18 protein-coding genes and 1 tRNA gene are annotated in these 18,438 nt (G+C 69.2%); 8 read left to right on the top strand and 11 right to left on the bottom strand.

The window, feature by feature from the left end:
• The first annotated feature begins 13 nt into the window (after nt 1–13).
• Genes VHAB30_RS27660 through VHAB30_RS27645 form a run of 4 tightly spaced genes read left to right on the top strand, consistent with a single transcriptional unit; the run spans nt 14 to nt 3,805 of the window.
• Nucleotides 14–982: an MBL fold metallo-hydrolase gene (locus VHAB30_RS27660; RefSeq protein WP_095746773.1), complete on the top strand. Its 969-nt coding sequence runs from the start codon at nt 14–16 to the stop codon at nt 980–982.
• A gap of 1 nt (nt 983) precedes the next feature.
• The gene (locus VHAB30_RS27655) at nt 984–1,907 is read left to right on the top strand and encodes a DMT family transporter (protein ID WP_235926944.1); all 924 of its coding nucleotides are present in this window, start codon (nt 984–986) and stop codon (nt 1,905–1,907) included.
• A gap of 9 nt (nt 1,908–1,916) precedes the next feature.
• On the top strand, nt 1,917–3,101 hold the full coding sequence (locus tag VHAB30_RS27650) for an NADH:flavin oxidoreductase/NADH oxidase (RefSeq protein ID WP_159279311.1): 1,185 nt from the start codon (nt 1,917–1,919) through the stop codon (nt 3,099–3,101).
• Complete coding sequence (locus VHAB30_RS27645) at nt 3,098–3,805, top strand: EthD domain-containing protein (RefSeq protein ID WP_159279310.1); 708 nt, start codon at nt 3,098–3,100, stop codon at nt 3,803–3,805. Before VHAB30_RS27650 ends, VHAB30_RS27645 begins: the two co-directional genes overlap by 4 nt.
• On the opposite strand, the gene VHAB30_RS31070 is transcribed toward VHAB30_RS27645, so the two are convergent.
• The gene (locus VHAB30_RS31070; RefSeq protein ID WP_216850754.1) at nt 3,768–4,169 is read right to left on the bottom strand and encodes a hypothetical protein; all 402 of its coding nucleotides are present in this window, start codon (nt 4,167–4,169) and stop codon (nt 3,768–3,770) included. The two genes, VHAB30_RS27645 and VHAB30_RS31070, sit on opposite strands and share 38 nt — an antisense overlap.
• Before the next feature lie 189 nt (nt 4,170–4,358).
• Here VHAB30_RS31070 and VHAB30_RS27635 point away from each other — a divergent pair, with 189 nt between their 5' ends.
• Nucleotides 4,359–4,895: a hypothetical protein gene (locus tag VHAB30_RS27635; protein WP_159279309.1), complete on the top strand. Its 537-nt coding sequence runs from the start codon at nt 4,359–4,361 to the stop codon at nt 4,893–4,895.
• A 69-nt stretch (nt 4,896–4,964) separates the two neighbouring features.
• Complete coding sequence (locus tag VHAB30_RS27630; RefSeq protein ID WP_159279308.1) at nt 4,965–5,348, top strand: hypothetical protein; 384 nt, start codon at nt 4,965–4,967, stop codon at nt 5,346–5,348.
• Nucleotides 5,349–5,420: 72 nt separating this feature from the next.
• Here the strand turns inward: VHAB30_RS27630 and VHAB30_RS27625 are convergent.
• From VHAB30_RS27625 to VHAB30_RS27595, 7 genes are all read right to left on the bottom strand, one after another.
• Nucleotides 5,421–5,495 (bottom strand) — tRNA-Arg (locus tag VHAB30_RS27625).
• 58 nt (nt 5,496–5,553) lie between these two features.
• Nucleotides 5,554–9,651 carry a translocation/assembly module TamB domain-containing protein gene (locus VHAB30_RS27620; RefSeq protein WP_159279307.1) on the bottom strand — a complete coding sequence of 1,366 codons (4,098 nt, stop codon included), beginning with the start codon at nt 9,649–9,651 and terminating at the stop codon, nt 5,554–5,556.
• Nucleotides 9,652–9,659: 8 nt separating this feature from the next.
• Nucleotides 9,660–11,591: an autotransporter assembly complex protein TamA gene (locus tag VHAB30_RS27615; RefSeq protein ID WP_159279306.1), complete on the bottom strand. Its 1,932-nt coding sequence runs from the start codon at nt 11,589–11,591 to the stop codon at nt 9,660–9,662.
• Nucleotides 11,592–11,649: 58 nt separating this feature from the next.
• A complete protein-coding gene (locus VHAB30_RS27610) occupies nt 11,650–12,837 on the bottom strand; it encodes a vWA domain-containing protein (protein WP_062482585.1) in 1,188 nt (395 codons plus the stop codon).
• 21 nt (nt 12,838–12,858) lie between these two features.
• Entirely contained in the window at nt 12,859–13,446 is a 588-nt protein-coding gene (locus VHAB30_RS27605; protein WP_159279305.1) for a GNAT family N-acetyltransferase, read from the bottom strand.
• Between the two features lie 46 nt (nt 13,447–13,492).
• Nucleotides 13,493–13,708, bottom strand: a complete 216-nt coding sequence (locus VHAB30_RS27600) for a hypothetical protein (RefSeq protein WP_235926943.1) — start codon at nt 13,706–13,708, stop codon at nt 13,493–13,495.
• A gap of 36 nt (nt 13,709–13,744) precedes the next feature.
• Nucleotides 13,745–14,599 (bottom strand): AAA family ATPase, encoded by an 855-nt coding sequence (locus tag VHAB30_RS27595; protein WP_095746764.1) that lies wholly within the window; start codon nt 14,597–14,599, stop codon nt 13,745–13,747.
• 150 nt (nt 14,600–14,749) lie between these two features.
• Between VHAB30_RS27595 and VHAB30_RS27590 the strand changes: the two genes are divergently transcribed.
• Nucleotides 14,750–15,442: a c-type cytochrome gene (locus VHAB30_RS27590; protein ID WP_070062690.1), complete on the top strand. Its 693-nt coding sequence runs from the start codon at nt 14,750–14,752 to the stop codon at nt 15,440–15,442.
• 81 nt (nt 15,443–15,523) lie between these two features.
• Here the strand turns inward: VHAB30_RS27590 and pcaG are convergent, their stop codons facing one another.
• Entirely contained in the window at nt 15,524–16,135 is a 612-nt protein-coding gene (pcaG, locus tag VHAB30_RS27585) for a protocatechuate 3,4-dioxygenase subunit alpha (protein ID WP_159279303.1), read from the bottom strand.
• 12 nt (nt 16,136–16,147) lie between these two features.
• The gene (pcaH, locus tag VHAB30_RS27580; RefSeq protein ID WP_062482599.1) at nt 16,148–16,870 is read right to left on the bottom strand and encodes a protocatechuate 3,4-dioxygenase subunit beta; all 723 of its coding nucleotides are present in this window, start codon (nt 16,868–16,870) and stop codon (nt 16,148–16,150) included.
• A gap of 103 nt (nt 16,871–16,973) precedes the next feature.
• On the opposite strand from pcaH, the gene VHAB30_RS27575 reads away from it, so the two are divergent.
• Nucleotides 16,974–17,972 carry a LysR substrate-binding domain-containing protein gene (locus VHAB30_RS27575; protein ID WP_235926942.1) on the top strand — a complete coding sequence of 333 codons (999 nt, stop codon included), beginning with the start codon at nt 16,974–16,976 and terminating at the stop codon, nt 17,970–17,972.
• Nucleotides 17,973–17,979: 7 nt separating this feature from the next.
• Here VHAB30_RS27575 and VHAB30_RS27570 read toward each other — a convergent pair whose 3' ends face one another.
• Nucleotides 17,980–18,414, bottom strand: coding sequence for a DUF1841 family protein (locus tag VHAB30_RS27570; protein ID WP_062482964.1), 435 nt, complete (start codon nt 18,412–18,414; stop codon nt 17,980–17,982).
• Nucleotides 18,415–18,438 lie beyond the last annotated feature (24 nt).

Below are 18,438 nucleotides of genomic sequence, written 5' to 3'. Positions count from 1 at the left end.
CAAAGGACCACCCATGACCACCAAGAAATTCGCCAGCCAGGCCGACCTCGAAGAAAAGAAGGTCTCGTTCACCCGCCTCTCGGAGAACGCCTACGCCTACACCGCCGAGGGCGACCCCAACACCGGCGTCTTCATCGGCGACGAGGCCGTGATGGTGGTCGACACCCAGGCTACGCCCGCGATGGCGCAGGACGTGATCCGCCGCATCCGCGAAGTCACGCCGCTGCCCATCAAGTACGTGCTGCTGAGCCACTACCACGCGGTGCGCGTGCTGGGCGCGTCGGCGTACTTCAAGGAAGGCGCCGAGCAGATCCTGGCCAGCCGCGACACCTACGACCTGATCGTCGAGCGCGGCGAGCAGGACAAGGCCAGCGAGATCGGTCGCTTCCCGCGTCTGTTCCGCAACGTCGAGTCGGTGCCCGCGGGCCTCACCTGGCCCACCATGACCTTCGACGGCACCATGAGCGTGTGGCTGGGCAAGAAGCTCGAAGTGAAGATCGCGCAGGTCGGCCGCGGCCACACCAAGGGCGACACCATCGCCTACCTCGAAGACCAGAAGATCTGCTTCGCGGGCGACCTCGTCGAGTACCAGAGCACGGCCTACGCGGGCGACTGCTACTTCCGCGACTGGCCCACCACGCTCGACCGCCTGGCCGGCTTCGGCTTCGAGAAGCTGGTGCCCGGCCGTGGCGCCGCACTGGAAAACGCCGCCGACGTGCGCAAGGCGATTGCCTCCACGCGCGCCTTCATCTCCGACGTCTACACGCTGGTGAACAACGGCGTGGCCGAAGGCAAGTCGCTCAACGTGATCTACAAGGAAACCGTGGCCGCGCTGCGCCCGACCTACGGCCACTGGGTGATCTTCGACCACTGCATGCCCTTCGACGTGACCCGTGCCTACGACGAGGCCACCGGCCATGTGCACCCGCGCATCTGGACGGCCGAGCGCGACATCGAAATGTGGAACGCCCTCGAGAGCTGAGGTGAACCAACCCGCGCCCTCGCACGGCGCCACGCCCGCGTCCGTGCAGGGCTGGATGCTGCTCGCGATGCTGGTGTGGGGCGTGAACGTCTCGGCCGTGAAGGCGCTCACCGCCTCCTTCGAGACGCTGCCGCTGGCGGCATTGCGCATGGGCGTGGCGTGCATCGCGCTCAGCGCCATCGTGCTGTGGCGGCGCGGCGGCGTGCCCCGGCTCACGGCGCGGCAGCTCGCGGTGATGGCGGGCTGCGCCTTCCTCATGGTCTACGGCAACCAGATCCTGTTCGCGCAGGGGCTGCTGCGTTCCACCGCCACCAACGGCGCGCTCATCATGGCGCTGAGCCCGCTGGTGTCGGCGCTGATGGCCGCGCTGGTCTTCGGCGAGCGCTTCACGGCGCGCCGCATGGTGGGCGTGGCGCTGGGCTTCGCGGGCGTGGCGGCGGTGGTGCTGAGCCACCCGGGCGCGGGGCTGTCGAGCGCCGGCATCGGCGACCTGATGCTCGCGCTGTCGGTGGTGAGCTTCGCGGTCGGCGGCGTGGGCGTGCAGCGGCTGGCGCGGCAGATCGATCCGCTGTCGATCAGCTGGGTCATCTACCTCATCGGCACGCTCATGCTCGTGGTGCACACCGTGCTCGGGCCGTCGCGGCTGGGCACGGCGCAGCTCTTTCCCGGCGCGTGGCCGTGGGCGCTGGTGCTGTTCTCGGGCATCGCGGCCACCGCCGCGGGCAACCTCATCTGGAACCGTGCGATCTCCGTCATCGGCGTGGCGCGCACGGCCGTCTTTCTCTACTGGGTGCCGGTGTTCGGCGTGCTGTTCGCGGCGCTGCTGCTGGGCGAAGTGCTCACGTGGTGGCACCTGTTCGGCTTTGCGGCGGTGATGAGCGGCACCTGGCTCGGCACGCGGCCGGTGGCTGCGCCGGCCCCTTGATTCCTTCACATGCCTGATTCTTCTCTTCCCCTGCTGTTCCAGCCCTTGCAGCTGCGCGAGCTCACGCTGGCCAACCGCATCGTCATCTCGCCCATGTGCCAGCACGCCGCCGAGCGTGGCCATGCCACGCCGTGGCACCTGGTGCACTTGGGCAAGTTCGCGCTCGGCGGCGCGGGCCTGATCCTCACCGAGAGCACCGCCGTCGATCCGCGCGGGCGCATCGGCACCGCCGACCTCGGCCTGTGGAACGACAGCCAGATCGCGCCGCTGAAGGCCGTGGTCGATTTCGTCCACGCGCAAGGCAGCGCCATCGGCGTGCAGCTGGCGCACGCGGGCCGCAAGGCCGGCAGCGAGCCGCTGTGGGAGGGTGGGGCGGCCATCGACCCGGCGCGCATGGCGGCCGATGAAGAACCCTGGGAGCGCCTGGGCCCCAGCGCGCTCGCGGCCGGCCCCGGCTGGTCGGCGCCGCGCGCGCTCGACGCGCAGGACATGGCCGAGGTCGTGCAGCGTTTTGTCGATGCCACCGTGCGCGCCGACCAGGCCGGCTTCGACGTGGTCGAGCTGCACTTCGGCCACGGCTACCTGGTGGCGAGCTTCCTGTCGCCCAACGCCAACCACCGCGACGACGCGCTCGGCGGTAGCCGCGAGAACCGCATGTCGCTCGCACTGGAAATCGCGCAGCGCGTGCGCGCCGCATGGCCCGCCGGCAAGCCGCTGTTCTGCCGCCTCTCGGCCGTGGACGGCACGCTCGACGGCTGGAGTCTCGACGACTCGGTGGTGCTCGCACGCGAGCTGAAGCGCTGCGGCGTCGACGTGATCGACTGCTCGTCCGGCGGCCTCACCGAAGAGACGCGCGCACTGCCGGTGCCGCGTGGCCTGGGCTTCCAGGTGCCGTTCTCTGAACGCATCCGGCGCGAGGCCGACGTGGTCACGCAGGCCGTCGGAATGATCGTCGACGCGCAACAGGCCGAGGCCGTGCTCGCCGCGGGGCAGGCCGACCTCGTCGCGCTCGGCCGCGAAGCCCTGTTCGACCCCTACTGGCCGCACCACGCGGCCGCCGCGCTCGGCGCCGATCCGCAGTACCAACGCTGGCCTGTGCGCCACGGCGTGTGGCTCGCCAAGCGTGCGCCCGGCCTGGCGCGTGCGCGCGCCGAAGCGCAGAACGCGCAACCCCACAAGGAGACCGACCGATGACAGAACCGACCACGACCCTGCGCATGGGCCTGATCCGCAAGCAGCCCGGCTGGACCGACGAGGCCTTCAGCCGCCACTGGCGCGAACGCCACGGCCCGCTCGTCGCGCGACTGCCCACGCTGCGCGCCTACCGCCAGAACCGCGTGACCGACCGGCTGCAGCGCGGCATCGACTTCGCGCGCGGACCGTGGGACTTCGATGGTTTCTCGCAGCTGCAGTTCGATGCGGCGGCGCAGGCCGATGCGGCATTCAACACCGGCGAGCTGGCGGCGGAGATTCGCGCCGACGAGCGGCACTTTCTGGGCGGGCTGCACATCGTGACGGTCGAGCAGACCGAGGTCATCGCGCCGCCGTCGCCCGCATCGTCGGCGATGCTCAAGCGCATCTCGACCCTGCGCCGCCCGGTCGCGCAGTCGGAAGAAGACTTCCGCCGCGAATGGAAGGTGCACGCCGACCACGTGCGCCGCATGCCCGGCGTGGCCGGCTACCGCCAGAACGTGGTCGTCGCGCGCGAGTTCGAGAAGGGCACGCCCTGCGGCTACGCCGAGCTGCCGATCGACGGCATCGTCGAGCTGTGGTTCGAGAACCCCGACACGCTGAACGCCGCGTTCGCCTCGCCCGAAGGCCAGCGCACCATGGCGCACGCCAAGACCTTCCTGGCGGAGATCACGGCCTTTGTGGTGGAGGAGTTTCGGGTGGTGTGAAGGCCGACGCGAGCCCGTAGTGCACCGACGTGCTCAGGGCCGGGATCACCGGGTGGTGCGAGACAGGGTGCGATGCGCGCGCGGGCACCGTGCCGATGGGCGCGATCTCGCGGGGTCGCAGCACCGGCGCAGCCTCCGCTTCGTCGCTGCGCCCGGGCGGCTCGGGCAGGAACACCCCGCGCCGCAATGACCAGATGCAGGCGCCGAGGCGCAGCAGCTTCTCGACCTTCACGTCATGCGCCGGATCGTCCGGCGACTCCTGTGCGATCAGCTCGCCCAGCTGCGTGAGTGCGTCGGCGGGCGTCATGCCGCGCCCGATCCGTGCCACTTCCACCATGGCCGCCAAGGCCTCGGTCTTGTTCATCGCTTGCCCCCTGTTGCTTGTCTCTTGCTACGAAGGTCAGCATGCCGTTACGCGGTGCATCCAAAAGTAGTCCGGCGCGCCGTCGGGTCGTCGATTGAAATCTCGTCGCTGCGCGGGGCGGGGCGTACGCGGGGTGTCGCTGCCTTAGCATCGCGCGGCACCACAGCAAGACCAGGGGAGCGCCGCACCATGTCACCCAGAGCGATTCGCTCGTACGCATTCGCCATCGCCGCCGCTGCAGGGCTGAGCGCCTGTGAAACACCGTACCGTTTGCCGACCGAGCAGGAAAGCCGGGCACAGGTCACCGTCGAGTCGAAGGACGACGTGGTCATCAACAACCTCAATGCAGAGGGCTGCTACCGCGGGCGCACCGAACTCAAGGGAGCGATGTTCATCCGCGCGGGGGAAGAGGCGCTCATCGAGTACCACGGCCGTGCCGCGTGCCGGATTTCGTTTTCGTTCCTGCCCGAGGAAGGCAAGCGCTACCGGATCGTCGGGCAGTCGTTCCGGAACCTGCGCGAACGCTTCGAGGCGCGCCGCGAGATCGAGAGCAAGCAGGGCATCGCGTACGAAGCCTGCGGGGTGAACCTCTATCGGGAAGAGGAGAACGCGCAACTCGTTCCGATGAAGCCGCAGCGCCGCGTCATCAGCGCGCTGCCGACCTGCGCGAAGTTCATCACGCCGGAGGAGTGGCAGAAGATCCGGGTGCCGCCGCCGTTCAAATAGGTGGGTGACGTCTCCTCCATGCGGATCGAGCCACTACGATCGGGGCTCAAAAATCTTGGAGGACGAGGAATGTTGAGAGTTGTATTGGCTGCGCTGGCTGCTGGCGCTTTGTCTGCTTGCACGACGGCCCCCACGACCGCGGCGAAGCCGGATACGTTCTGGACCGTGCATCACGGTACCTACAACAAGGCCGAGCAGCCTGAGTTCATGGATTGCGTTTTCGATGGATTCCTGGGCGCGCAGAACACCGCGATCGCCACGCATGTCCGGCAGACCAAGCGGGCTTTCGGGTACCGGGTCGACGTGATCGCGCAGGCGTTTCAGTACATCGTGGCCGACATTCACGACGACGGTACGTACGAACTGCGCCGTTCCAAGTACTCCGACATGCTCCCCTTCAGCAAGGAAGTGGACGCTTCGGCGGCGTGCCTGAAGAAGTTCGCGGCCTCTTGAGCGGGCAGGAGTGGGGGGAGGCTTTCGGGCGTCTCGCCTCGACGGTCCATGAGACGGCGCGATGCGGCCTCATGGTGCCTTCGACAGGAATCGAACCTGTATCTGAGTCTTAGGAGGACCCCGTTCTATCCATTGAACTACGAAGACGGTGTGCGCCGCTGCTGCAGCGCGGCCCGCACTTTACCAGCTTGGGGCGTCCCGGCCCTCAGTCGTACTTCACCGTGTAGATCAGGTCCACCCCGCTCGTCTGCCCCGCCTGGCCCCGCAGCGTGAGGCGCTTGGTCAGGTCGTAGAAGATGAAGAGGGTGCCGAAGGTGCCGCCCAGGCTGCGTTCGTAGGTGATGTAGAAGTCTTTGGACAACCGCTTGCCCAGCGTGACGGCCGACTCGCGCAGGTCGCCGCCGTTGCCGGGGCCCTTGAAGCCGAGTTCGTCCAGGCCGAAACGGCTGGCCAGGCTGCCGCCGGTGGTGGTGCCGCCGATCTTGCCGAGCAGCGACAGGGCGGCCTGCTGCAAGAGCGCCGACTCGCCGCCGCTGGTGGCCGAGGCGCGGCCCAGGATGACCCATGACAGCGTCTCGGCGTCGGACAGCGCGGGCTCGGCGTAGAGCTTCACGCGCGGCGACTGCGCGGAGCCGGTGATCTGCACGCCGGCGCGCTGCGCGATGTTCGGGCGGATGGCCAGGATGTCGAGCGCGGGGTTGTCGAAGGGGCCGTTGAAGCGCGCGATGCCGGTCTCGACGTCGAGCTGCTGGCCGTAGGCGCGGTACTGGCCCTTGACGGTCTTCACCTCGCCGGTGATGCGCGGCGGGGCGTCCAGGCGGGTGCTGCGGATTTCCAGTTCGCCCTCGAGCCGCGTGGTGATGCCACGGCCCTGCACGGCGAAGTCGTCGCCCAGGTCGAAGGTGACGACGATGTCGGGCGGCTTGGCGGTCTGGGGCTTGGCGGCCTTGGCCGCCTGGGCGTCGGCCTTGGCGGACTCGCGCTGCGCGGCCTCGGCGGCGGCCTTGTCCTTGGCGGCCGAGCGCACGACGACGTCGCTGCCCAGGCTGGGCGCGGTCTCGTCGGGCAGGATGATGACGGCGCGGTCGGTCTTGAGCTTGCCGCGCACGTTGAACTGGCCGTCGTCCAGCCGTGCCTGCAGGTTGCCCGACAGCGACACCTGGCGGTCGGTGCGCACCAGCACGCGCAGGGCGCGCAGCTCGGCCTGCAGGGCCATGCGGATGCCGGTGCTGGTCGTGCTGTTGTTGCTGCCCCAGCTGAGGTCGCCGCGCGCGGTGAGCGAGCCGCCGTCGGTGCGCGCTTCGCTGGCGGCGGTGCTGCGGTTGCCGCTCTGGCCGCCGATGCGCGCGTTGCTGCCGGCGCCGCCCTTGAGCGTGAACTCGGTGATCTCCAGGCGGTCGCCGGTGAGCGAGGCGCGCAGGCGGCCGTCGCGCAGGTCGAGGCCTTCGACCGGGGCGCGCAGCGCGAGCTGGTCGGCGCCGAGCGTGCCGTTCCAGCGCGGCGCGGTGCGGCTGCCCGAGAGGGTGGCGTTGGCGTCGAGCGTGCCGGCGATGCGCCAGCCGGGCGGCGCGAGCATGGACCACACGCCCAGGTTGGGCAGCGCGGCGCGCAGCGTGCCGTTCAGGGGCGCGTCGGGCGCCCACTGCCAGCCGCCGCTGCGCTGCTGCATGCGGGTGCCGAGCTCGGCGTCGAGGCGGCCGGCGCGTTCGCTGTCCCAGGCCAGGGTGGCGCGCACGGCGTCGCCTTGCGCGTCGAGCTGCAGTTCGGCGCGGCGCAGGCCGGCCGGGGTGGCGGTGACGTCGACGCCGTTGACCTCGTTCTTGCCGCTGGCCGAGCTCATGGTGCGTTCGCTCGCGGTGCCGGTCCCGGTGCTGGTGATGCGGGTGACGAGCGCGGCCTCGCCGGCCTGCACGCGGATGTCGCCGCTCTGGCGCGCGAGGCGGGCCTTGGCGCGCAGGGTGTCGCCGGCGTCGATGTCCCAGTCGCCGTTGAACAGCAGGTCGCCGCTGATGCCGAGTTCGCTCAGCGTGGCGTTGGCGCCGAACGCGCCGGCCCAGGCCATCGGCAGGCCCTGCATCTGGCCCTTGGACTGCAGGCGGAACACGCGGTTGGGCGCGGCGCCGCTCTGGTTGAAGCGCAGTGGCTGCCAGTCGATGCGCACGGTGCCCGGCAGCGGGCCGCGCAGGGTGGCGTCGGCGGCGGAGGCTTCGACGTCGAGGCGGTTGTCGGCGGCGCGTACGGTGGCCGTGACTTCGCGGCCCAGCTCCAGCACCCAGGGGCCTTGGCCGGGGCGCGCGGTGACGGTGTCCTGCGCTTGCAGGCGAAGGCTGGCGAGCGTGGCGCGCCACTGGTTGGTGCTGGCAAGGCCGCCGCTGGCGCGGGTGTCGAGCGCCAGCTTCTGCGTGCCGGTGGTGGCTTCGCCCTTGAGCGTCAGCGTGGCCTGGGCGATGCTGCCGGCGAGGTCGGCTTGCAGTGCGCGCAATTGCACATTGGTGGCCGTGCCGCCGGGCTGGGCGGCGGGCAGGTTCAGGTCGAGGCGCGGCACGGCGAGCGCGGCCTTGAGGCTGGGCTCGGCGTTGCCGCGCGCGGCGGGGGCGCCGGGGTTCTCGATGCGGCGTTGCACGGTCTGCCAGCCGCCTTGCCAGCTGGCGTCGAGGCGGGCGCTGCCCTTGGCACTGGCGTTCGCGAACACGCTCGACAGGCCCGGCAGGCCTTGCACCCAGCGCTGTATCGCTTCGGCATCGTCGATGCGTGCCTGGAGGTCGCCGCCGCCGGTGGTGGGCGCGATGCGGCCGTCGAGCTGCGCGCTGCCGCCCGGCAGCGAGAGGGCGAGCTTGCCGCTGGCGGCCTGCTCGGCCACGCGCACCTGCAGCTTGCCGTCGATGCTGGCGCGCATCGCTTCGACACGCAGCGTGCGCAGGTCGAGCACCTGGTCTTTCCACTGGCCCTGCGCCAGTGCGCGGTCCAGGCCGAAGCCGGGCAGCGCCTTGCTGCCGGCGCCGCCGTTGCCTTCGGCGCGGAGGGCCACGTCGAAGACGAGGGTGTCGGAATCTTCGGCCTGCCGCGCGCTGATCTGCCCGCCGACGGGCGCGCCCGACAGCTCGCTGTACAGCGCGCCGGGCCGCACGCCGCGCACGGTGGCGCGCACCTGCCAGGGCGAGGGCGCGGGGCTCCAGCTGCCTTCGGCGTCGATGCGGCCGCCGCCCGCGCGCACGGTGGCTTCGGGCACGGTCCAGGTCGTGCCGTCGAAGCCGACCTGGGCCTGGACCTGCTCGAGGGGCAGTTTCTGTTCGTCCCACGGGCCGGCGACGGCGTTGCGGATGTCGGCCGAGGCCTTCCATGCGGCGGGGCCGGTGGCCGCGTCGGGCGCGAGTTCGACGGTGCCGGTGAGCCGGGTTCGGGGCGCGCCGGGCCAGAGGCTGGCGGCGTCGACGTTGCGTAGGTCGGCCTTGGCGTCGACCACGGGCTGCGGCAGCCAGGGCGCGATCTGCGCGCGCAGCTGGGCGGCCATGGGCGCTTCGGCGTCGGGCTCGGTGGGCTGCAGGTCGGCGGCGACCTGCAGGCGCGCTTCGGGGCCGGCCAGCGTGCCTTTCACGGAGGCCTTGGCCTGCACTTCGATGTGGCGGTCTTCGGCGAGCGGGGCTTTCACGCGGCCGTCGAGCGTGGCGTCGAGCGCCATCGGTGCCGGGCCTTGCAGTCGCACGCGGGCGCTGTAGTGGCCGTCGGCGATGTCGACGCCCTCGATGTCCAGCGCGTGCTGCGCGGCCAGGTAGCTGTAGCGGCCCGCGAGGCCTTTGGCTTCCAGCGCGGGCGGTCCGGCCCAGCGCACCTCGTCGATGCGGAAGGGCACCTCGGCCACCTCGACGGGCAGCGCGACCTGCGTGAGCGGCTCGGTCGGCGTGTCGCTGGGCGGGCCGCGGCGTTCGATCGACAGGCTCGCCGCGTGGATCTCGCCGAGCTGCACCTTGCGCTGGAACAGCGGGGCGAGCTGCCAGTCGAGCGTGGCGTCGTTCACCTCGACCGCGAGGCTCTCGCTTTGCCACTTGAGCCAGCCGATGCGCCCGCCGGTGCGCAGCGAGCCGGTGACGTCGCGGCTCTCGAGCGTCTGGCCCGCGGGCAGGCGCTGTGCGGCCTGGGCGAGCGCGAAGGCCAATGATTTGTTCGAGCCGAGCCACCACCACGTGCCTGCGGCGAGCAGCAGCACGACGAGCAACAGGCCCGTCAGCGTCCAGCCCAGCGCGCGCAGCACGCGGCGGGTGCGCGAGCGGGGACGGGGCGTGGCTGTGGTGGGCGTGGACGGCATGAAGCGGGTCAGAAGGTGAAGCCGAGACGGAAGTGCAGGCGGAATTTCTTCGAGTCGACGCCGTAGGCCAGGTCGGCCTGCACCGGGCCGACCGGGCTGCGCCAGCGCGCGCCGACGCCCACGCCGACCTTGGGCTTGAGCTCGCCGGGCTTGTCGGCCACGGCGCCGGCATCCACGAACACCACGCTCTCCCATTCGGTGAGCTTGTCCTTGTAGACGAAGGGGCGCTGCCATTCGAGGCTGGCCACGCCGAGGTAGCGGCCCGACACGGTCTTGCCGTCGGCGCGCACGGTGCCGATCTGCTTGTAGCTGTAGCCGCGCACGGTGGTGTCGCCGCCGGTGAGGAACATCAACGTGGACGGGATCTGCGCGCTGTCCTTGGCCGCGACGGCACCGACCTCCAGGCGCATCTGCAGCCGGCTGCGGCGCGCGCGGGCGTTCCTGTCGTCGGCCGCGCCCAGCGGCAGCACGCCGAGAAAGCGCGCGTAGGTGCGCGTGAAGGGCACCTGCTGGCCGGTGAGCGTGTAGCCCGCGGCCATTTCGAGCGCCAGGCCGTAGCCGCGCGAGGGCGCCGAGTTGTCGTCGAAGTAGCGCCCGGTCCAGCCCCAGTTGGCGGTGACGGCCGAGGCCGAGGGCGGCGCGTCGGTGCCGCGGTTGTGGGCGTAGTCGTACTGCAGGAAGTAGCTGCGGTCGATGTGGTCGCTCGACTTGTTGCGCCCGCCGCGCAGCCGGCCGCTGTCGACCACGTAGCTGCCCGACTGCTCGCTCTTGAGTTCGCCGCCGGCGAACCAGCGCCAACCGCGGTCGTCGGGCACGGCGTTCCACTCGGTGCCCAGCGACTGGATGTCGTTGTCCAGCGAGAGCCGCGACACCGCGCGCCAGCCGAGCAGCGGCATGCGGTTGTGGGTGTGGTCGATCGACAGGCGCGGGCCGTTGTCGGTGGTGAAGCCCACGCCCATCACCACCTTCTGCAGCGGCGCCTCGCGCAGCTGCGCGATCACGGGCGCGGCCAGCGGCGTGTGGCTGTCGGTGTCGAGCGTGAGGAACACCGAGTCGTAGTAGCCGCTGCTGGCCAGGCGCTGCTGGGCGTCGAGCAGCTTCTGCTGGTCGTAGTCGGTGCCGGTGGGCAGGCGCGCGATGCGGCGCGCGGCGTCGGCGTCGTAGCGCTCCACGCCGCGCAGCACCAGCGGGCCGAACTTGTAGGCAGGGCCCGACTGGTAGGTCACGCCGAGGCGGGCCTCGTGGCGGTCGGCGTCGATCTCGGCGCGGCTGATTTCCACGCTGCCGGTGGGAAAGCGCTTGGCCGTGAGGCTGCGCAGCGCGGTGGTCTTGGCGTCGTCCCAGGCGCCTTGCGTGAAGGGCTCGCCGGCGCGCAGCGCCCAGCCGGTGCGGATGGCGTCGCGCTGCGCTTCGGCGCTGGGGTCGTTGGCGATCTGGCCGGCGTAGCGGATCTGCACGGTCGACACTTTCGTTCGCTCGCCGGGCGCCACGGTGATGACGACCTCGCGCGGGGCCTCGGTGCTGTCGGGCGTTTCGTTGAGTTCGAGCGTGAGCGTGGGCGTGAAGTAGCCCAGCGTGCCCAGCAGCTCGCGCGCATTGGCCTCGGCCGCGACCATGAGGCGCGAGACCTCGGTCACGCCCAGGTCGTCGAGCTCGCGGTAGCGCTGGATTTCGAGGTGGCGCGCGAGGTAGTCGCGCTCGGTTTCGGGGCCGCGCACGTCGACCGTGAAGGCGTTGCGCCGGCCGTCGGCCTTGGCCTTGTCGTCGTCCTTGGCGGTGTCGCCGTTGCTGTCGCCGCTGCGCACCACGCCCGCGGTGGACGCGCCCGTGTCCGCCGCCTCTTTTTTAGGCAGCAGGCTGCAGCCTTGCAAAAGCAGGACGCCGGAAAAAAGCAAAGCCGGCCACAACGCCGGCGAAAGAACGGATGCCACCCTGACCATGGCGGCATTCTGACAGCACCCGTGTGGCGGCTGCCCCCCACTTGTGCGGGGCCGCGGGTTACTTGGACAGCATGCGCATCGCCTCTTCGAGGCCGCGCAGCGTGAGCGGGTACATGCGGTTGGACATGAGCTGCTGCATCACCGCGATGCTCTGGCGGTACTGCCACACGCCCTGGGGCTCTGGGTTGATCCAGGCGAACTTGGGGAAGGTGTGCGTGAGGCGCTGGATCCACTCGGCGCCGGCTTCTTCGTTGTTGTATTCGACGCTGCCGCCAGGTTGCAAGATTTCGTAAGGACTCATCGTGGCGTCGCCCACGAAGATCAGCTTGTAGTCTTTGTTGTACTTGCGCAGGATGTCCCAGGTCGCGAACTTCTCGGAGAAGCGGCGCTTGTTGTTCTTCCACATGAAGTCGTAGACGCAGTTGTGGAAGTAGTAGAACTCCAGGTGCTTGAACTCGGTCTTCACGGCCGAGAACAGTTCTTCGACGCGCTGGATGTGCTCGTCCATCGTGCCGCCCACGTCCATCAGCAGCAGCACCTTGACGTTGTTGTGGCGCTCGGGCCGCATCTTGATGTCGAGGTAGCCGGCGTTGGCGGCGGTCGAGTGGATGGTGTTGTCCAGGTCCAGCTCTTCCTCGTGGCCTTCGCGCGCGAACTTGCGCAGCCGGCGCAGCGCGACCTTGATGTTGCGCGTGCCCAGTTCCTGCGTGTCGTCGTAGTCCTTGTAGGCGCGCTGGTCCCACACCTTCACGGCGCTGCGGTTCTTGCCGGCGCCGCCGATGCGGATGCCCTGCGGGTTGTAGCCGCCGTTGCCGAAGGGCGAGGTGCCGCCGGTGCCGATCCACTTGCTGCCGCCTTCGTGGCGCTCTTTCTGCTCTTCGAAACGCTTCTTGAGCGTTTCCATGAGCTCGTCCCAGCCCATCTTCTCGATCTTGGCTTTCTCTTCGGCGGTGAACTCGCGCTCGAGCGTCTTCTTGAGCCAGTCGAGCGGCACTTCCTTGGTGAAGTCGGTGAGCATCTCGACGCCCTTGAAGTAGGCGGCGAAGGCGCGGTCGAACTTGTCGTAGTGCTTCTCGTCCTTCACGAGCGCGGTGCGCGAGAGGTAGTAGAAGTCGTCGATGCCGTAGGCACCGTCGGAGTTCGGGCCCACCACGTCGGACTTGAGCGCCTCGAGCAGCGTGAGGTATTCCTTGACCGACACCGGCAGCTTGGCCGAACGCAGGGTGTAGAAGAAGTCGATGAGCATGGAGCGCTCCTTGTGTTTCGTTCAGCCGCGCGGCTTGTCGAGCAGGTACTGCAGCTGGGCCTTCACCTCGGGCCATTCGCCCGCGCGCAGGCTGTACATGACGGTGTCGCGGATGGTGCCGTCGCGGCGCATCACGTGGCCGCGGATCACGCCGTCTTTCTTCGCACCCAGGCGCTCGATGGCGCGCTGCGAGGCGAAGTTGAAGTTGTCGGTGCGCCAGCCCACCACGTTGCAGCCCAGCGTGTCGAACGCGTGCGTGAGCATCAAGAGCTTGCAGGTGGTGTTGACGTGGGTGCGCTGGCAGCGCTCGGCGTACCAGGTGTAGCCGATCTCGACGCGCTTCACGCCCGGAAGGATGTCGTGAAAGCTCGTGCTGCCCAGCACGGTGCCGGTGGCTTCGTCGGTGACGGCGAAGGCGAAGCGGTCGGCCGTCTTGAGGGCGGTCTCGATGTAGGCGCGCGTGTCCTGCGGCTCGGGCACGGAGGTGACGCGCAGCTTCCACAGCGCGCCGTCGGCGGCCGCGGCGCGCAGGCCGTCTTCGTGGGTGAGTGCCAGCGGCACCAGCGCGAGGCCGCGGGCCTTCAGCGTGACGGGTTCGACGAACGCCATGTGCAAACTCTCCGTGTCTCCGTACAGGTCTCGGTGGATCTGGGGCTCAGCCGCGCGGGTCGCCGTACTTGTGCACGTACCACGCACGCGCGGCCTGTGCACCGGCGCCGCCGCCCAGGCCGATCAGCGCAATGCCGACGATCTCGCGCGTGCCGTACTTGCTGTCGGTGCCGAAGGCGTCGAGCCCGAGCAAGAGCCCGATCCCGCGCCCGATCAGCGCGCCCACCACGAACAGCACCGCCTGGGCGATGCCCAGCTTCATCAGCTGTCTGGTGGAATGCGGTTGCCGGCTCATGGCCTAGCGGTTGTTGCGTTGCATGAAGACGAGCTTCTCGAACAGGGTCACGTCCTGCTCGTTCTTGAGCAGCGCGCCCACCAGCGGCGGCACGGCGACCTTGTCGTCCTTGCTCTGCAGGGCTTCGAGAGGAATGTCTTCGGCCACCAGCAGCTTGAGCCAGTCGAGCAGCTCGGAGGTCGAGGGCTTCTTCTTCAGGCCGGGCAGGTTGCGCACGTCGTAGAAGGTCTTCATCGCGGACGTGAGCAGCTCCTGCTTCAGGCCCGGGAAGTGCACGGCGACGATGTGCTTCATCGTCTCGGCATCGGGGAACTTGATGTAGTGGAAGAAGCAGCGGCGCAGGAAGGCGTCGGGCAGTTCCTTCTCGTTGTTCGAGGTGATGAACACCAGCGGACGGTGCTTGGCGCGGATGAGTTCGCGCGTCTCGTAGCAGTAGAACTCCATGCGGTCGATTTCGCGCAGCAGGTCGTTCGGGAATTCGATGTCGGCCTTGTCGATCTCGTCGATCAGCAGCGCGACCGGCTTGTCGGCCGTGAAGGCCTGCCACAGCACGCCCTTGACGATGTAGTTCTGGATGTCCTTGACGCGCTGGCCGCCGTCCACATCGGCGAGTTGCGAGTCGCGCAGGCGGCTCACGGCGTCGTATTCATACAGGCCCTGTTGCGCCTTGGTGGTCGACTTGATGTGCCACTGCAGCAGCGGCATGTCGAGCGCTTGCGCCACTTCCTCGGCCAGCATGGTCTTGCCGGTGCCGGGCTCGCCCTTGACGAGCAGGGGGCGCTGGAGTGTGATGGCCGCATTGACCGCCAGCATCAGGTCCTGAGTGGCGACGTAGTTGTCTGAGCCCTTGAATTTCATGAGTGGAGCGGAGGCAGGGTGGAGAAAAGAACACACTCGATCTGCATTGCGCAGTCTCATGTGCAGCCCGCGCGAGGTTCCCGTGGGACCCTTGCATATAATCGAATGTTGATTCGAAAAACTGTATCTCCACGAGATTGTGCGCGCAAAATGAACAAGTTGTTGACCACGATGTTTGCCCTTGCTGTCGCTTGCGTGACGGTCTCGGCCCAAGCCCAACAAGTCACTGGCAAGGCCCAGGACGGAGCCAAGAAGGTCCAGATGTGCGTGGGTTGCCACGGCATCATCGGCTACCAGGCGAGCTTCCCCGAGATCCACAAGGTCCCGATGATCGCGGGCCAGAGCGCCACCTACATCTCGGCCGCGCTCACCGCATACAAGGGCGGTGACCGCAAGCACCCGACGATGCGTGCCATCGCCGACAGCCTCACCGAACAGGACATCGCCGACCTCTCGGCCTACTACAGCCAGTTGGGCGTGAAGGAAGGCGACGCGCCTGCGGCCACACCGGCCAAGGCCGCGTCCGAGAACGTCCAGGCGCTCATCGCGCGCGACAAGGACAACAGCTGCACCAAGTGCCACGGCGCCAACTTCAACACGCCGAACGACGGCACCGTGCCCAAGCTGGCCGGCCAGCACGCCGACTACCTGTTCGTGGCGCTGAAGTCGTACCGCGTGAAGAACAACCCCCACCTGGGCCGTTCGAACGCCGTGATGGCCGCGCAGGTCGAACCCAAGAAGTTCACCAACGCCGAGCTGAAGACGCTGGCCACCTACATCAGCTCGCTGCCAGGCGAACTGAAGGTCGTGCCTGAATCGCGCCTGCATCACGCGCCTCAGTAAGCCGGGCCAGTCCGCAAGACTGGTGCTCCAAAGAAAAAGCCCGCTGATGCGGGCTTTTTTTCGTCCGGATTTTCCCGGGGGTCAGACGTCGAAGAAGGCCGTCTCGTCCGCGCCTTGCATGCGGATGTCGAAGCGGTACGTCACCGCGCCGCCTTGTTCCACGCGCTCGGCGATCAGCGTGTGGCGGCGATCGGCCGGCACGCTCTGCAGCACGGCGTCCTTCGCGTTGGCCTCGGCCTCGTCGCTGAAGTACACGCGCGTGAAGGCATGCAGCAGCAGGCCACGCATGAGCACGATCACGTTGATGTGCGGGGCTTCGCCGGGCGTTTCGGCGCCGGGCTTGACGGTGTGGAACACGAAGCGGTTCTGCGCGTCGGTGCCCGTGCCGACGCGGCCGAAGGCGCGAAAGCCCAGGGCGCGCGCCTCGTCGGGCGTCTGCGGGTAGCGGCCTTCGCCGTCGGGCTGGCTGATCTCGACCAGCGCGTCGTTGATCGGGTTGCCGTCGCCGTCGATCACGCGGCCTTCCAGGCGGATGCGCTGGCCGCTGGCGGTGTCCAGCGCCAGCACGGCGTCGAAGGGCTGGTTGAAGTTGTAGCCGTACTGCGTGGCGGTGAGGCCGTAGGCGAAGTAGGGGCCCACGGTCTGCGAGGGGGTCTGGCCGAAGTCGGCTTCCTGTGCGGTCATCAATGGCATGGGGAATTCCTTTCAGCGGTTCTCGAACGGCGTTTCATCGGCGCCGCGCAGCACCATGTCGAACTGGTAGCCCAGGGCGTAGCCTTCCTCGGTGATGTCGAGGCTGAAGTCGGCAATGAGGCGGTTGCGGTAGCGCTCGGGCGTGCCGGTGACCATCGGGTCGTACTGCAGCAGTGGGTCGCCGGGGAAGTACATCTGCGTCACGAGGCGGCTGGCAAAGCTCTGGCCGAACAGCGACAGGTGGATGTGCTGCGGGCGCCAGGCGTTCGGGTGGTTGCCCCAGGGATACGCGCCGGGCTTGATGGTGAGGAAGCGGTAGCGGCCTTCGCTGTCGGTCAGGCAGCGGCCCGCGCCCAGGAAGTTGGGGTCCAGCGGGGCGTCGTGCTGGTCGACCTTGTGCACGTAACGGCCCGAGGCGTTGGCCTGCCACAGCTCGACCAGCGTGTTGGCCACCGGGCGGCGGCGCTCGTCGAGCACCTGGCCGGTGAGGATCATGCGTTCGCCCAGCGGCTCGCCGTTGACGCGCGCGTTGCGCGTGAGGTCGTGGTCGAACTCGCCGATGCTGTCGTGGCCGTACACCGGCTGCTGCAGCTCTCCGAGCGAGGCCTTCAGCGGAATGAGCGGCTTCTGCGGGCCGCGCTTGCCGGTCGACTTGTAGCCGGGGTAGATGTAGCTGGGGTGGGCGTCCCAGTCGCGCGGGGTGAGGGTGGGCTGAACGCCGCTGGTCTTGGTCATGTACGTTGTCTCCTGTCGTGGGACGAATCCGAAGCCCGCACTGTAGAAGTCGTGATCAATGATGTAAATTGAAGATTGTTCCAGTTTCAATAACCAGAAGGCATTGAAAAAGTCTCCCGCCGAGCTTCGCCAGGATTTCGTGCGCAACGTGCAGCTGCGGCACCTGCGCGCCTTCGTCGCGGTCGCCCAGGAGCGCCACCTGGCGCGCGCGGCCGAGCGGCTGGCGCTGAGCCAGCCGGCGGTGTCCAAGACGCTGTCGGAACTCGAGGCCGTGGTCGGCACCCGGCTGGTGGAACGCAGCCAGGCCGGCCGCCGTGGCGTGCAGGGCCTCACACCGGCCGGCGAACAGCTGCTGGTCCACGCCCTGCGCGTGCTCGAAGCGCTCGACGCCAGCGCCCAGGCCGTGGCGCCGGCCGCGGGCGGGCGCATCGAGCGCCTGCGCATCGGCGCCTTGCCCAGCGTGGCGCCCGCGCTGCTGCCGGTGGCGCTGGCGCGGCTGCGCGAGGGCTGGCCGGCGGTGCAGATCCTGGTGAAGAGCGCGGCCAACGCCGTGCTGCTCGACGAGCTGCGCGCCGGCGAACTCGACCTCGTGGTCGGCCGCATGAGCGACCCGCGCCTGATGGGCGGCCTGAGCTTCGAGCTGCTGCACACCGAGCCGCTGGTGTTCGCCGTGCGCGCCGGCCATCCGCTTGCGCTCAAGCCGGCGCCGGTGCAGGCGGTGCTCGACTATCCGCTGGTGGTGTACGGCGAGGGCACGATCCCGCGCCACAACACCGAGAGCTTCCTGTCGGCGCGCGGCCTGGCGCTGCCGCGCAATGCCCTGCAGACGCTCGACGTGGCGGTGGCGCGCGCGCTGGTGGCGGTGTCGGACGCGGTGTGGATCACGCCGCTGGGCGCTGCCCGCAGCGAGCTGGCCGACGGCCGCCTGGTGCGGCTGCCGATCGATACCACCGGCACCGAGGAGCCGGTCGGCCTCCTGCAGCGCAGCGAGGCCGAGCCGTCGCCGCTGCGCGCCGCGATGGCGGGGCTGCTGCGCGAAGCGGCGAAAGCGCAAGGCGCATTGCCGGCGCGAAAGGGAACCACCCCGCGCGCGACCGGCTGAGGGTTCGTCAGTCCTTCGTGGCCCGGCGCTGCACGCAGGCCACATAGCCATCGCCATCCGGTGGGCGCCCCGCGCGCTGGCTCTCCCACATCATCTGGCCCAGGCAATCCATCGCCTCGTGGTGCGCATGCAGCAGCGAGCCGCGGCGCGCGGCCAGCAGCTCGACGGCCTGGCGGATGCCGCGCGGCTGGTCGATGGAGCACTGCTCGCTGATCGACAGGTGCATCGACAGATGCAGGAACGGGTTCTCGCGGCCGTTCGATCCGTCGTAGACCCGCGCCACGGCCGCGTCGGCGTCGATCAGGTCCTCGTGGTACTCGGGGTGCTCGTCGATCCAGCCGGCCGCGATGGTCTCCAGCGGCTCCATCGGCAGGCCCTGCCGGTGCTTGGCGTACACGTCGCAGAAGAAGCGGCGCACGTCTTCCTGGGAGGGATTGAACATATATAGAAGAGAGAAGAAGGAAAG

Source organism: Variovorax boronicumulans (genome assembly GCF_009811375.1).
Taxonomy (GTDB): domain Bacteria; phylum Pseudomonadota; class Gammaproteobacteria; order Burkholderiales; family Burkholderiaceae_C; genus Variovorax; species Variovorax boronicumulans.
The sequence above is the reverse complement of the archived record's forward strand: the minus strand, read 5'-3'. Positions and strand labels throughout refer to the sequence as shown.

Coding starts and splice junctions, on each gene's coding strand:
- VHAB30_RS27630 (WP_159279308.1), top strand. CDS start 4,965: ATGTTGAGAGTTGTATTGGCTGCGCTGGCTGCTGGCGCTTTGTCTGCT.
- VHAB30_RS27645 (WP_159279310.1), top strand. CDS start 3,098: ATGACAGAACCGACCACGACCCTGCGCATGGGCCTGATCCGCAAGCAG.
- VHAB30_RS27660 (WP_095746773.1), top strand. CDS start 14: ATGACCACCAAGAAATTCGCCAGCCAGGCCGACCTCGAAGAAAAGAAG.
- VHAB30_RS27570 (WP_062482964.1), bottom strand. CDS start 18,414: ATGTTCAATCCCTCCCAGGAAGACGTGCGCCGCTTCTTCTGCGACGTG.
- VHAB30_RS27650 (WP_159279311.1), top strand. CDS start 1,917: ATGCCTGATTCTTCTCTTCCCCTGCTGTTCCAGCCCTTGCAGCTGCGC.
- VHAB30_RS27635 (WP_159279309.1), top strand. CDS start 4,359: ATGTCACCCAGAGCGATTCGCTCGTACGCATTCGCCATCGCCGCCGCT.
- VHAB30_RS27600 (WP_235926943.1), bottom strand. CDS start 13,708: ATGAAGCTGGGCATCGCCCAGGCGGTGCTGTTCGTGGTGGGCGCGCTG.
- VHAB30_RS27590 (WP_070062690.1), top strand. CDS start 14,750: ATGAACAAGTTGTTGACCACGATGTTTGCCCTTGCTGTCGCTTGCGTG.
- VHAB30_RS27610 (WP_062482585.1), bottom strand. CDS start 12,837: ATGCTCATCGACTTCTTCTACACCCTGCGTTCGGCCAAGCTGCCGGTG.
- VHAB30_RS27620 (WP_159279307.1), bottom strand. CDS start 9,651: ATGCCGTCCACGCCCACCACAGCCACGCCCCGTCCCCGCTCGCGCACC.
- VHAB30_RS27605 (WP_159279305.1), bottom strand. CDS start 13,446: ATGGCGTTCGTCGAACCCGTCACGCTGAAGGCCCGCGGCCTCGCGCTG.
- VHAB30_RS27615 (WP_159279306.1), bottom strand. CDS start 11,591: ATGGTCAGGGTGGCATCCGTTCTTTCGCCGGCGTTGTGGCCGGCTTTG.
- VHAB30_RS27595 (WP_095746764.1), bottom strand. CDS start 14,599: ATGAAATTCAAGGGCTCAGACAACTACGTCGCCACTCAGGACCTGATG.
- pcaH (WP_062482599.1), bottom strand. CDS start 16,870: ATGACCAAGACCAGCGGCGTTCAGCCCACCCTCACCCCGCGCGACTGG.
- pcaG (WP_159279303.1), bottom strand. CDS start 16,135: ATGCCATTGATGACCGCACAGGAAGCCGACTTCGGCCAGACCCCCTCG.
- VHAB30_RS31070 (WP_216850754.1), bottom strand. CDS start 4,169: ATGAACAAGACCGAGGCCTTGGCGGCCATGGTGGAAGTGGCACGGATC.